At 38.9% G+C, this 14,166-nt stretch carries 10 protein-coding genes; 2 read left to right on the forward strand and 8 right to left on the reverse strand.

The features are described 5' to 3' along the window. Positions 1–8: 8 nt before the first annotated feature. From U5921_RS16005 to yhbY, 3 genes are all read right to left on the reverse strand, one after another. Positions 9–623: a helix-turn-helix transcriptional regulator gene (locus tag U5921_RS16005; RefSeq protein WP_324824460.1), complete on the reverse strand. Its 615-nt coding sequence runs from the start codon at positions 621–623 to the stop codon at positions 9–11. A 186-nt stretch (positions 624–809) separates the two neighbouring features. Further along, a complete protein-coding gene (locus U5921_RS16010) occupies positions 810–1,457 on the reverse strand; it encodes a GntR family transcriptional regulator (RefSeq protein ID WP_324824461.1) in 648 nt (215 codons plus the stop codon). 62 nt (positions 1,458–1,519) lie between these two features. Continuing rightward, positions 1,520–1,816, reverse strand: coding sequence for a ribosome assembly RNA-binding protein YhbY (yhbY, locus tag U5921_RS16015; protein WP_324824462.1), 297 nt, complete (start codon positions 1,814–1,816; stop codon positions 1,520–1,522). 335 nt (positions 1,817–2,151) lie between these two features. On the opposite strand from yhbY, the gene gdhA reads away from it, so the two are divergent. Further along, entirely contained in the window at positions 2,152–3,495 is a 1,344-nt protein-coding gene (gdhA, locus tag U5921_RS16020; protein ID WP_324824463.1) for an NADP-specific glutamate dehydrogenase, read from the forward strand. A gap of 68 nt (positions 3,496–3,563) precedes the next feature. Here the strand turns inward: gdhA and addA are convergent, their stop codons facing one another. Both addA and U5921_RS16030 read right to left on the reverse strand, forming a co-directional pair. After that, the gene (addA, locus tag U5921_RS16025) at positions 3,564–7,091 is read right to left on the reverse strand and encodes a helicase-exonuclease AddAB subunit AddA (RefSeq protein WP_324824464.1); all 3,528 of its coding nucleotides are present in this window, start codon (positions 7,089–7,091) and stop codon (positions 3,564–3,566) included. 16 nt (positions 7,092–7,107) lie between these two features. Further along, on the reverse strand, positions 7,108–8,709 hold the full coding sequence (locus U5921_RS16030) for a polysaccharide biosynthesis protein (RefSeq protein WP_324824465.1): 1,602 nt from the start codon (positions 8,707–8,709) through the stop codon (positions 7,108–7,110). 231 nt (positions 8,710–8,940) lie between these two features. Between U5921_RS16030 and gpmI the strand changes: the two genes are divergently transcribed. After that, complete coding sequence (gene gpmI / locus U5921_RS16035) at positions 8,941–10,476, forward strand: 2,3-bisphosphoglycerate-independent phosphoglycerate mutase (RefSeq protein WP_324824466.1); 1,536 nt, start codon at positions 8,941–8,943, stop codon at positions 10,474–10,476. Positions 10,477–10,574: 98 nt separating this feature from the next. Here the strand turns inward: gpmI and U5921_RS16040 are convergent, their stop codons facing one another. Genes U5921_RS16040 through U5921_RS16050 form a run of 3 tightly spaced genes read right to left on the reverse strand, consistent with a single transcriptional unit; the run spans position 10,575 to position 14,119 of the window. After that, the gene (locus tag U5921_RS16040) at positions 10,575–11,096 is read right to left on the reverse strand and encodes a cob(I)yrinic acid a,c-diamide adenosyltransferase (protein WP_324824467.1); all 522 of its coding nucleotides are present in this window, start codon (positions 11,094–11,096) and stop codon (positions 10,575–10,577) included. A 2-nt stretch (positions 11,097–11,098) separates the two neighbouring features. Continuing rightward, positions 11,099–12,823: an NAD(P)/FAD-dependent oxidoreductase gene (locus U5921_RS16045; protein ID WP_324824468.1), complete on the reverse strand. Its 1,725-nt coding sequence runs from the start codon at positions 12,821–12,823 to the stop codon at positions 11,099–11,101. Positions 12,824–12,826: 3 nt separating this feature from the next. Continuing rightward, a complete protein-coding gene (locus U5921_RS16050; protein ID WP_324824469.1) occupies positions 12,827–14,119 on the reverse strand; it encodes an NAD(P)/FAD-dependent oxidoreductase in 1,293 nt (430 codons plus the stop codon). Positions 14,120–14,166: the final 47 nt, after the last annotated feature.

Below are 14,166 nucleotides of genomic sequence, written 5' to 3' on the forward strand. Positions count from 1 at the left end.
AAGCCATTTTACTTCATACGGCTGCTCCTTATCAAAAGTACAACCTTAACCATAAATAAAACGAACATAAGTGCTATAGCGTACGGATGGCGCGTTGCAATAAGTGCCAGTATTATAAACGCTTGTAAAAATATTGAACATTTTTTGCTCGTACTCAGCCATTTATCATTATCATAATGCTGTATGACTAACTCAATAATACCAAGTGTAGCCATCAGAATAGGAAAGATAAAAAATATAGCACGGGTAATAGCGGAAATATCCTGAAGCGCAAACAGGTTTACCTTGCGAACAAACGCCCCTTCCTGGTATGCATACAATGGAAGGAATAGAAAGGTCAACACCATTAAATCTAAAATTCCAAAAATCAAGATATAAATCTTATTTATATTCGCACGGTTCTCATCCACCGCCAGAGAGATCAATTCCTCACCTGACAACAAATTATCAATAGATATAGAGAAAAGTTTTGATATACTTTTAAGCGACTCAATATTCGGATATCCCTTTCCGCTTTCCCATTTCGATATTGCAGTTCTGGACACAAATAATTGTTCTGCGAGTTTTTCTTGTGTCATGGATTTTTCTTTTCTCAGCTGTTGCAGTTTTTCATTAAATTCCATAGATAAACCTCTATTCTTAAGAATCCCGTTGCTTTTTATGGGGTAGAGCTTGCATTCTTTTCTGTAACGTCTTTAAGTTCTGAATATTACGTAACTGTATAAAGGTATAAAGAAACCATCAAACAAATGATTGATGGCTTCTTAAATTTTTTATTCGAATAGATAAAGAATATAGGCTCAAAATAGCTAAATGGTTTCCATATATGCTAAATCCGGTTTCCAGTGTACTTCCTTCATAAAACGCTCCAATTCCTCACCTTTGTTTTGCTCAAACAAAGTCAGCATTGTGCGATGCTCGTCGTTCGTGCGATGAAGTATAGTCTTAACATTTTCACCTACATCCATAATATAAGATTTCTTCAAAAACTTTTTCTTCGTTCGGCTCATCAAACTAACTAAGCTATCATTTCCACAGCAATCTAAATAGATTTGATGAAACTCCTCTTGCTGCTTATAATACATATCATAATTTCCAGAATCAATTGCAAGATCCATGCTTCCGATGTAAAACTGCATATCCTTTATTTCTTTATCTGTGACTCGAGAGCAGGCCAAAGATACTGCAAGTCCATCCAGTACACCTAAAATAATATAGATTTCTGCTGCCTCTTTCTCACTTAGCGGGCGAATGATAAAGCCTTTTCTAGGTACATTTTCCAGAAATCCTTCGCTGGCTAATTGAATCAATGCTTCCCTTACAGGTGTACGGCTGATATTTAACAGATCACTGATTCTTTGCTCATTAATCTTTTCATTTGGTTTTAAACTACCCTTATTAATTTCCTCTGCAATGTAATTATAAACGTGGTCTTTTAAGGATAAGTACCCTTCCATAAAATTTCGGTCTCACTTTCTATCATAATTTACAGCTTTTTCACATCTTGTTTATTTTGCTTTTATTTTCGCGGAAGTACTATCTGTTTATGATCTTTCGATTCACGATACAGAGTAAATTTCTTACCGATTGCCTGTACAAATTCCGCATTTAGTTTTTGGGCCACTTCATTTGCTGCTTCTTTCGGTTTCCAGTCACACCCATCTTGAATTTTTACCTTAACAAGCTCTCTGCATTCAAATCCCGTATCCATCTCTTGCATGATATTTTCGGTGATTCCTGCCTTTCCGATGTATACGGTAGGTTCTAAATCATGTGCAAGACTTTTTAAATAGCTTCTCTGTTTTGTCGTAATCATATAAAAATAGGTTTCCTTTCTTCTGTTATACCTCTTTAATCTATTAAGTATACCGCTTTTTTGTATACAATTCAAGTAAATAAATTTTCAAGCCAATAGATTAAATTTATATTTTTTTATTGAAAGAAGTTTTTCTTTAAACGCTTGATTTTCCAACGTATTTTTTCTAACAAATTATTATTCTATGATTTTTAAAAATCAGTTTTACAATTTTTGTGATTCTTACTATTGACTATAAAAATCTAGTGTGATAAATTGAAATTGCGGAGAAAATTCAATCTGAAAATCAATATCCACATTTTTTTTAATTTTTAAACAGAAAGAGGAGAGAAAAAATGGCAAGTATCGTTCAGAAGTACATTGATATTGCAGCAAAGAGAAACCCAGGTGAGCCTGAATTTCTCCAGACAGTGGAAGAAGTTTTAACTTCTTTAGAACCGGTTCTCGAAAAACATCCGGAATACATTGAAGCCGGATTGATTGAAAGACTCATCGAGCCGGAAAGAGGCATTAGCTTCCGCGTAACTTGGGTAGATGACAATGGCAAGGTACAAGTAAACAGAGGTTACAGATACCAATTTAACAGTGCAATCGGGCCTTATAAAGGGGGTCTTCGTTTTGCATCAAATGTATATCCTGGTATCATCAAATTCTTAGGTTTTGAGCAAATCTTTAAAAACTCATTAACCGGCCTTCCTATTGGTGGAGGCAAAGGTGGTTCCGACTTTGATCCAAACGGAAAATCCGATGCTGAAATCATGAGATTCTGTCAAAGCTTTATGACCGAATTATTTAGACATATTGGCCCTGAAACTGATGTTCCGGCAGGAGATATCGGTGTAGGTGCAAGAGAAATTGGTTACTTATATGGTCAATACAAGAGATTGGCTAACAGATTTGAAGGCGTTTTGACAGGAAAAGGAATCCCTTACGGCGGTCTTCTCGGCAGAACGGAAGCAACCGGATTCGGTATTGTATTCTTTGCAAGAAACATGATAGAAGCAAACGGTGAAAAGCTTGCTGGTAAAACTGTTGTAATCTCGGGTTTTGGTAATGTATCTTGGGGTACTGCAACCAAGCTGAACGAGTTAGGAGCGAAGTTAATTACGATTTCTGGACCAGATGGCTATATTTTGGACGAAGAAGGCATATCTGGTGAAAAAGTTGACTTTATGCTTGAATTAAGAGGAAGTGGAAAGAATATCGTTGCTCCTTACGCAGAGAAGTTCCCTAAAGCTAAATTCTTCCCTGGTGAGAAGCCTTGGGGCGTAAAAGCAGATTTATATATCCCTTGTGCAACACAGAACGAAATCCACTTGGAGGATGCTAAGAAAATCGTTGCCAGCGGTACAAAATTTGTTTGTGAAGGTGCAAATATGCCAACTACAAACGAAGCTCTTAAGTACCTACAAGACAGCGGTATCATTGTTGGACCTTCTAAAGCTGCAAATGCAGGTGGCGTAGCTTGCTCCGCAATTGAAATGAGCCAAAACTCCTTAAAGATGCCTTACACTGCTGAACAAGTATATGCTCAGCTTGAAGGAATTATGAAACACATTCACGATTCTTCCGCTACTGCTTCCAAAGAATATGGCTTTGGCTACAACCTAGTTGCTGGTGCAAACATTGCTGGATTCTTAAAGGTAGCTCAGGCTATGATGGCACAAGGCATGGTTTAATCGAATAAATACTATAACGTAAAAAAAGAATGGAGATCATCTCCATTCTTTTTTATTCCCTTTTTCACTTACAACTTTACTTCACGTCCAATTGAAAACAAATACAAGTACATTTCCTTTACCTCAATCCCCTTAATCTTCTCCAATGCCTCCTTATAAAGTGAAAGCTGCATTTGATACTGCCCCTTTATTCTTTCCAAAGATATTTCCGTGTCATGTACCGCATTTGATTTATAATCCAAGAGTACATAACTATTTCCCTCTGAAAAATAGCAGTCGATCGTACCTTGAATGATGATCTCTTCCTTTTCCTTTTCCTTTTTTAGATTAAAGGATACTTCTTTATAGATTTCCTTTGCTCCACATGCTCTCCGTCCAATATCGGAAAAGAAAAATGCGGTCAGTTTATCTAAATCTGCAGCTTGTGCTTCCTCTTTCAGCAAAATCTCCCGTTCTATCATCCGTGTAATCCATCGGGAAATATTCTCCTTTATCTTCTTTTCACTGTTTTCCGCAAGTGAAGCAAACTCCTGAAATGGAAGATATTCCATGATTCGATGCAGAATGGTTCCCTTCTCCGCTGATGAATATACTTTTTTCCCCTGCAAAAATTGTGGCAATGCTTTTGATAAACTCGTCACCGTTTTAAATGATTCTTTTATATTTTCCTTAGCAAGTTCCGATACGCTGTATTTCGATTTGATCTCATTGGCGGATAGATATGGATACTCATATTCTAAACGACTGTAAATGATTTTTTGCATTTCTTCTGTTTCTTTTACAGAAAAGCCGCCTGCCAGTGCAAAGGAAACTTCTTCTTTTTGCTGATCACAGTCTTTTTTAAGCAAACTCATACCACCTCGATCATGACGGAAAATCTGAATCTCAGAATCAGAGGCAGCCGGATAAATCAAGTCCATATAGCATCTTGCACTTCCTACATCCTCAGGTTCCCTCAACCTGTATTTTTCTAAAGTTTTATCAATATCTGCCACAGTTCCTAAAAGAACCAGCTCATCCATTGCTCGAGTAAATGCTACATATAAGATCCGAATCTCTTCAGCCATATCTTCTTTCTTCTTCTTTTCATCCATTAAATTTTGAAGAAGCGTTTTTCGATAGCAATGATTCTCCGTATCAACCAAACGCAACGCAACCCCTAACTCTTTGTCGAGACTGCATGCGGCAGATTTTTGACCAAACTGAAATTTCTTTGCCAGTCCGCCGACCAGTACAAATGGAAATTCAAGACCTTTACTTTTATGTATAGTCATAATTCTTACAACATCATCATTTTCTCCAACAAGCTTTACCTGTCCGGTGCTAATTTTTTTCTCTTGTAAAGCCTCGATGTAACGAATAAAGGAAAATAAACCTTTCCCCTGTGCCGCTTGGTACTGCACTGCCTTATCAACAAGGAAACGCAGATTAGCCTGACGCTGAATTCCTCCCGGGATACTCCCTATATATTGATAATATCCGGTTTCTTCAATCAGCTTCCAAAGCAAATTTTCTAACGGCATATACGCCGCATTTTTCCTCCAAAGCTTTAATGACTCCAATGCGATGCTGCATTTTCGTTTCAAGCTTTCCTCTTCCCCTTTTTCGGCATACTGTGAAAAGGCATCATAATAAGCCCCTTCTTTATGAAAAATTCGAATTTCTGCCATTTCATCCGTTGTAAAATCAAAAATAGGAGAACGCATTACACTCAATAAGCATACATCCTGCTTTTTATTATCAATCAACCGCAGCAAGTTTAAAAAGATTTGAATTTCTACCGTATCAAAATACCCGTCACTGTTATCGACAAATGCAGGAATCCCGGCATCCATCAGTGCCTGAAAATAAATTTGCCCGTCTGTCTTAGCACCTCTCAACAGAACGACGATATCTCTGTTTTCTAACGTTCGTGTGCATTCCTTCTTGCAGTCATAAATCTCTTTGCCTTTTGCTTCTTTAATGATTTGAACCGCGGCATAAGCTTCGATCTCTGCGCGTTTCATTTCCTTTATCGCATCATCCAGTTCTTCTTCCTCAACTTTCGCATCATCTACGATATGTAAAGATAAAGGATAGTTTAATTCTCCCTCATAAGCCACTCCCTTATATAATGCGGCATCTTCGTCATAAGCAAGACCAGTCGTTTGTCTCTGCATAATCTTTGAAAAAACATGATTGATTCCATCAATCACCGTTCCCTTACTTCTAAAATTTCGATTTAGATCAATCTTTTCGTTCTTCTTGTCCTCACTGTTTCGAAACAGTTCATATTTGCTGATAAACAATTCCGGCTCCGCCAGCCGGAATTTATAAATACTCTGTTTCACATCTCCTACCATAAACACGTTATTTTCTCTTTTAATGCGATTGATTAATGTCTCTTGAACAATGTTGCTGTCCTGGTATTCATCAATAAAAATATACTTGAATTTCTTTTTATACTCTAAAGCAGCCTCTTCCTTTTCTAAAATGCGCAAGGCATAATGCTCTATATCATTAAAATCAATCCATCCCTTTTCTCTCTTTTTCTCAGAATAAATTTTTTCAAAATCCTGTACAAGTGAATAGAGAATGGATGCATAAGGATAAGTATTCTGTATTTCTACTGTCAGTTCTTCTAAAGAGCGGCCTCCGTACTGTTCACAAAGGGAATTAAAAAGATCTTTTCCCTTGTCACGGAACGCACTCACGGAAGCTTTGATTTCCTGATAAGTCTCCTTTTCTTCTTTTCCCGCTGTAAGGCGTTGAAAATTACCTTTTAATGCGTTCATTCTTTGGATCAAAAGATCGAAATTTTCTATACTTGCTGCGCTTTGAATGGAAGTGAGTTCATTTATATCCAATCCACATTTCTTGCTCAGCTTTTCAAGGCCGTATTCCTGCAATAAATTTTCAGCCTGCTTAAAATATTGCAAACTCATAAAGAGCTTATCATGAATCGTTTCTTTTAATAGTAAAAATACATTGCTTTTTTCAAATGTTTCCTTATCTTTTTTTAGACTCTTCGTATTTTCCAGCAGCCATTCGAATGAATTTGGAATACTTTGTATGAAGTGATATGTGTCAAGAATTATTTCTTTTACAGCTTTTTCGTTTTTACTTGCCGCATAGGTTCGCAAAAATAAAATAAAGGCCTCATCTCTGCTCTGAAAATGCTCTGTAAAGAGTTCTTCCATTGCCTCTGCCTGCAAAATAGTTTTCTGTGCCTCATCGCAAATTTTAAAATCCGGTTCAATCTGTATAAAATGAAAATACCTTCGTATGATTTCCATTGCAAATGCATGAAATGTGCTAATGTTCGCTTTATAAATCAAGCTCAACTGTTTTCGTAAAAACAGTTCTTTTTGTTGATTCAACACATCTTCTTTTAATTCGTTGGAAATCGCACGGACAATTTTTTCTTTCATTTCTGCCGCCGCTGCATTGCTAAAAGTCACAATCAGCATCTGACTCAAATCAACTCCATCTTCTAAAATAAAGCTTTTGATTCTTTCGACCAAAACCGCGGTTTTTCCAGAACCCGCAGCAGCAGATACCAAAATATTTTTATCACGTAACCGGATTGCTCTATCTTGTGCCTCTGTCCATTTCATGTTCTATTCCCCCGCCTTAAATCAAATGTAATTTTTTCAGCAAACGGTGTAAGGTCTCTCCTTTCGGCAGTGCCATTATTTCATTTGGCAATATCGATTTACTGAATATCAGTGAAATGCCATACACAGCAGCACCCACACAAATAGCCAGCGCCGTCGCAATTGTATTTCCCAAAATACCGACAAGCAAGGAATAACAAATCAAGACGCAAATACTCATCAATACACCACAAAGTAACGGCTTTATGATAGTTAGTTTCCAGTCAAATTCTGTTTTACATAAACGTTTCACCGCCAGTAAATTTAAAATCCCAACAACACCGTAAGCAACAGAGCTTGCAATTGCTGCGCCTTGTACATTTAGCTGCTCAATTCCTGTCAGCAAATAGGTTAAGATAATCTTCGCCAGCAATCCAGTCATCAGTGCATAAACAGCGTAAGACGCTCGATTTAAGCCTTGCAGAATTCCGGCCATCGTCTGCGCGATCGCTAAGAAAATAATTCCTATGGATAGATAAAATAAGCTTGGAGCTGCACTGATTGCACTTTCTAATTGTTTTGGGAATAACAAGAGCATAATCGGCTCTGAAAGAGCCATCAAGCCAAATGCACATGGAGTACCAAGCATCATTGCAGTTCGAAGCCCCAAACGAACATTGTCATTCAAAAACAATTGATCCTTTGTCCTTTGTGCCGCAGCTACAGCCGGTACCATGCTCAAAGCGATACTGAGAGCCAGAGCCTGTGGAATATTGATAATCGGCCCCGCCATTCCGGTTAACTGTCCGTAAAGAGCATTTGAAGTATCATAATCAAATCCAATCCCTTGCAGACGATTCATTACAATCCCAACATCCGCAATGTTCATAATCGGTAAAATAGAGATACCGATTGTAATTGGCACTGTCAAATAGACCAGTGTTTTAAAAATGCTTTTTGCGGATTCTGTTTCAACCGTTTCATCCCCATCGACTTCCTGCATAATCCTTTTATTTTTTAATAAATATACGATCATTAAAATGATCGTTCCTGCAATCGGCCCTACGCTTGTACCAAAACAAGCGCCTCCTGCTGCATAAGTAATTCCTTTTTCTACTAACATCACCGCTAAAGTTAATCCTACTCCAACGCGAATGGCTTGTTCAACTAACTGCGAAAAAGCAGTGGGCACCATTTCCTGCATTCCCTGAAAATATCCCCGGAATACCGCCATGATCGGAACAAATAAAAGTGCTGGCGCAATGGCTGCCATAGCATAATAAGCATGTGGATTTTTCAATAGAATTACGATGGGTTTTGCTCCGAAAAAAACAATCGCAGAAGAGACGATACCAAGTATTAGCATAACAAGAAATGAAATGCGAAATACTAAGTGTGCCTCTTTATACTTTCCAACCGCAATACGCTCTGAAACCATCTTTGATATGGCAGCAGGAGCACCATTGGTGGAAAACACCAGCAAAAATATGTAAATTGGATAAGCCGTTTGATAATAGCCCATTCCTTCATCACCAATAATATTAGCCAAAGGAATGCGAAAGACCGCACCCATCACTTGCACCAACAATCCTGCAATCCCTAATATTGCCGCACCTTTTAAAAACGTTTTTTTGCTCATAATATAATTTACTAAAACGGATCGCTCCGTCTCCCCTTTCTGACTTTTTATATAATTTCACGTGCCAATTAGGCACTCTGATTTATTATATATAATTTTCATCTATTCTTCTATATATTTTAAACATTTCTTTTGATATAATGTGCATGAGCTATGAAAAAACGTTTCACTCAGATACTTTTTATACTTTTTAAAAATGAGATCTTAAAAATAGAATCGAGGTTTATAACTATGAAACAGACGACAATGCTTTTAATATTAGATGGTTTCGGCAAACGCAAAGCCGTTCACGGTAATGCTGTCCTTCAAGCCAAGACACCAAATCTGGATAACCTGTTTTCCAATTTTCCAAACACGCAGCTCGGAGCGAGCGGTGAAGATGTCGGACTTCCAAGTGGTCAAATGGGAAACTCTGAAGTCGGGCATCTAAATATCGGAGCAGGACGTATTGTCTATCAGGAATTGACCAAAATATCCAAAGCAATTAAAGAAGGTTCCTTTCAAAACAATAAAGCCATCCTTTCTGCTATGAATCATGCTTTGAAAGATCAAACTGCTCTTCATATTTTGGGGCTTCTCTCAGATGGCGGTGTGCACAGTCATATCAATCATCTCTTTGCCCTGCTTGATCTTGCAAAAAAACAGGGACTTAAAAAAGTATACATTCACTGTCTTTTAGATGGAAGAGATGTTCCTCCTAGGTGTGCCGGACGTTTTCTTTTATCCTTGGAAGAGCATATGAAAAAAATTGGACTCGGAAAAATTGCTACAATTGGCGGCCGCTATTACGGAATGGACCGTGATACTCGTTGGGAGCGAGAAGAACTGGCTTATGATGCCCTTACCCTTGGGATAGGAGAAACTGCTGGAAGTGCACAAAAGGCACTTTCTGATGCCTATGAAAGAAATGAAAATGATGAGTTTGTAAAACCGACAGTTCTAATGGAAAATGGTCAACCGATTGCAACGGTCAACGACGGAGACTCTATTATATTCTTTAATTTCCGACCAGATCGTGCAAGACAGATTACTCGTGCTTTTGTCGACCCAACCTTTACCGGCTTTAAACGAAAAAAGGAGTGTAAAAATTTATGCTATGTCTGCTTTACGCAGTACGATGCACAAATGCCGAATGTTTTAGTTGCATTCCCTCCCCAATCTTTAAAGAATACATTAGGGGAATACCTTTCCGATTTGAACTTACGTCAGCTTCGCATTGCAGAGACCGAAAAATATGCACATGTCACCTTCTTCTTTAACGGCGGTGTGGAAGCTCCCAATAAAGGAGAAGAACGTATTCTGGTTCCCTCTCCTAAGGTTGCTACTTACGATTTGCAGCCAGAAATGAGTGCTTATGAAGTAACAGACCGTGTTTTAGAACAAATTACATCTAAAGCGTACGATGTCATTATCTTAAATTTTGCAAACTGTGACATGGTCGGGCATACAGGAAAGATAGATGCTGCTATAAAAGCCGTTGAAACAGTAGATGAATGCGTTGGAAAAATTGCAGTTGCTCTGCAGCAAAATGATGGCCAGATGCTTTTAACGGCAGATCACGGAAATGCCGATTACATGCTGGATGATGAAGAAAATGTGATAACGGCTCATTCCTTAAGTCCGGTTCCGCTTTTAGTGATGTCTGATAAAAAAGTTACGCTAAAAGACGGAGGTGTACTCGCTGATCTCGCCCCGACTCTTCTAGACTTAATGGAACTGGATAAACCAGATGAAATGACTGGAGTCAGCTTAATTCAACCGAAATAAAAGAACTTATAAAAAATGCGTCCTTAAAGCTTCGTATAGAGCTTTTAAGACGCATTTTACAACCTTTTCAATCTTTTGGGAAAAATTCATTTTTCATTTTAATATTCAACTCCCAATCGAGCATCAATTCCCGCATTATAATAATGTTTTATTTCCCGCATCTCTGTTACCAAATCCGCACGTGCAATCAGTTCTTCAGGTGCATAGCGCCCGGTCAAAATCACTTCGGTATTCTCTGCTTTTAAATCCAAAGTCTCCAAGACATCCTCCAGCTTTAACAAATGAAAAAACAAGGCAGTATTTATCTCATCAAAGACTACCATATCATATTCATCGGAGCTGAGGATTTGCTTCATACGGTTCAAGCCCTTCTGCGCATCCTCAAAATCCCTTTGTTCCGGTTCCTGCCCGACAAAGCAATCATTCCCAAATTGCTCCATCGTTAGGTTTTCAAAATAATTTACTGCTTTCAGCTCACTGTAAGGCTTTCCTTTCATAAATTGTCCAAAAAAAACTTTGTTTCCTGCACATAAGCTGCGAAGAGAAATTCCTAACGCTGCAGTGGTTTTACCCTTTCCGTTCCCGGTGTAGAGCTGAATGTATCCTTTTTCAATCGCCATCTTTACCTCACCTCTCTTGTTTTATCATACTTATATTCTTTATATACCCGCGCAATCTCTTCTGCAATCTTAATTCCATCCACTGCCGCAGAAACAATTCCACCTGCATATCCTGCTCCCTCTCCTGCCGGATAAATTCCTTCTATGTTACACATATACTTTCTATTCCTTAAGATACGGACTGGTGAAGAGCTTCGGCTCTCCAGTGCCGTCATGACCGCATCCTCTCGATCAAATCCTTGGATTTTTCTTCCGAGAAACGGCAAAGCTTCCTTGATCGACTCCGTAACAAATGCAGGTAAGCACTTTCTTAAGTCTGTCCAACAAACACCAGGCTTATAAGTGGGTTGTATTTTATTTTGAACATCCCCAGTATCCTTTGAAGGCATCCGATCATTCAAAAAATCTCCAACTCTTTGCGCAGGTGCATGATAATTCTTCCCGCCAAGTTCAAAAGCAAGTCTCTCATACTTTTGTTGAAAATATATCCCTGCAAGCGGATGCTCTGACTCAAAATCCTCAGTCCGCACATCTACCAATAATCCACTGTTCGCATTTTCCAAATCTCTGCTACGGTAACTCATGCCGTTGGTAACGACACCGCCCTCCTCAGAAGCGGCAGCGATGACCAGACCACCGGGACACATGCAGAACGTATAGACGCCTCTCCCATCTCTACAATGATGGGAAAGTTTATAATCAGCAGCTCCAAGGCGGTATTCGCTGTATCGTTTGCCATACTGCGATTCATCAATCATAGATTGCGGATGTTCAATTCTTACACCCATAGAAAACGGTTTTTGTTCCATCTCAACAGAGGATTCATGAAGCATCTGAAGCGTATCTCTTGCACTGTGCCCCAAGGCTAAGACAACAAAATCAGAAGGGATAAATTCGCCTTGATTGACAAATACGCCACTGACACGACCATTCTTTTTTTCAAAAGAAGTCATCTGGCTTTCAAAATGAATCTCACCTCCTAAATTTAGAATCTGCTCTCTGATATTAACAACCACTTTACGGAGTACATCTGTTCCAATGTGAGGCTTTTGCTTATAAAGAATGTCTCTGTTGCTTCCTGCAGCTACCAGCTCTTCCAGAACTTTTCTCACTCTTGGATCTTTTATTTGCGTTGTCAGCTTTCCGTCTGAAAACGCACCCGCTCCACCTTCACCAAACTGCACATTGGAATGAATGTCTAGCTTTCCATCCTCCCAAAAGCGCTGCACCTCTTCCGTACGTTGCTCCATTGCTCTTCCCCGTTCCAGTACCAAAGGACGCAAACCCATTTGCGCAAGAAGCAAAGCACAAAACATCCCACAGGGTCCAAATCCAACGACTAAAGGTCGTTTCGTCATTCGATTTTTTACATCGACACCACCGTCTAAATTGCTGTTTTGGTCTATACAAATTCTCGGAATCACATATTCATATTGTCTCGCTACAACAGGTTCTAGTTTTATTTTTTTATTTTTTCTCAATAAAGTTTCTTCTGCGCTTCTGCGTTCTTCTTCATTTTTAAAAGATTTGTTTTCTATTGATGCAAGCTCAAAATCAATCGAATGAACTCGCTTTATATTTCCTTTATCTCTCGCATCCAGTGACTCCTTTACGATATTCCAAGAGCTAAGTTCTAACTCCTTGCAACGTAACTTTCTTCGAATGGCGTCCGGCAAATGAGAGAGCGGTTCCATTACATCTAATTTTATTTCATGTATACGTAACATTTTTTACTCCTTTGCAGCCGCTTTTCCCGCTCCATATCCGGAGCTCCAAGCCCATTGTAAATTAAAGCCTCCGCAGCGTCCGTCAACATCAATTAATTCCCCTGCAAAATATAACCCCGGAACCAAAAGGGATTCCAGCGTTTTCGGATCAATTTCTTCTACCGATATACCACCGCAGGTCACTTGTGCCTCTTTGAATGACTTTGTCCCAGCAAGCTTCAAGTTCCAATGCTTCATTAAAAAAGTCAGTTCTTTTATCTTTGATTCTGTCACTCGGTAAACAGCTTCCTCTTTTTTTATTTGGCTGCGATTTAACAGTGCCGCTGCTAATTTTTCATGAATCAATCCTTTCAAGAAAAGACTCATCGAGTGCTCTGATTCTCGTTTTTGTTTTTCTATAAGTATATCTAATAATTCGGCTTCCGAAAAATTTGGAAACAAATCAATCTCCACCTCATAGGAAGCTAACTCGTCCAAACTTTTAAATCGAACAAATCTGCTGATATTAAAGACACAAATACCGGAAATCCCTTCTTCCGTAAACTGAATTTCTCCCGTATCGACTGCCAGTTCAGCCCCTTCACAAAGCAATCTCACTTTTCCCTTTGCTCTTACGCCTTTGCAACCTCCAAAGCTTTTTTTATCACACAAAAGCGGTACCAATGCCGGAATCGGTTTTACTATATGGTGTCCAAATTCTTTCGCAAGCACATAGCCCTCTCCGGTGGAACCATATTGCAGTCCTGCCTTTCCTCCTGTTGACAAAATCACTTTTTCGGAAAAAAAGCATGTCGAATCATCAATATCCACTTTAAAAAAATCACCATTTTTACGAATGTTTTTTACATTAGAAGAAGCTCTCACGCAGATGCCAAGCTGCTGTATTTCTGCTTCCAGTGCTTCCTTAATGATAGCGCCCTGCCCGGAATAAGGATAAATACGGCCCTCTGCCTCCTCTCTTGACAAAACACCCATTTGTAAAAAAATTTCCTCCGTCCTGCTCACATCCAGCTGTGAAAGTATGTCAAAAGAAAAAGGTATCTTCTCTTTTTTTTCATGTGCAGCTGCGACTTCTTCTTGCCCTCTTAGATCATAGGGTGTGCAGTATTTATTCATAAAATTGCAGCGTCCATTCCCGGTCGCCAATAATTTTTTCCCCAATAAGGTATTTTTTTCTAAGAGAAGAATTTCATTTCCCTTTCCCGTGCTTCTTGCGGCTGCAATGGCTGCCATCATTCCGGATGCACCACCGCCCACAATCATAATTTTCCATCGACATTTCTTCTCTTTTTGCATATACAAGCTCCTTCTACCTAAAAGATATAAAATAATTATACACTTTT

Origin of the sequence: Sinanaerobacter sp. ZZT-01, assembly GCF_035621135.1 — a bacterium.
Classification (GTDB): Bacteria; Bacillota; Clostridia; order Peptostreptococcales; family Anaerovoracaceae; genus IOR16.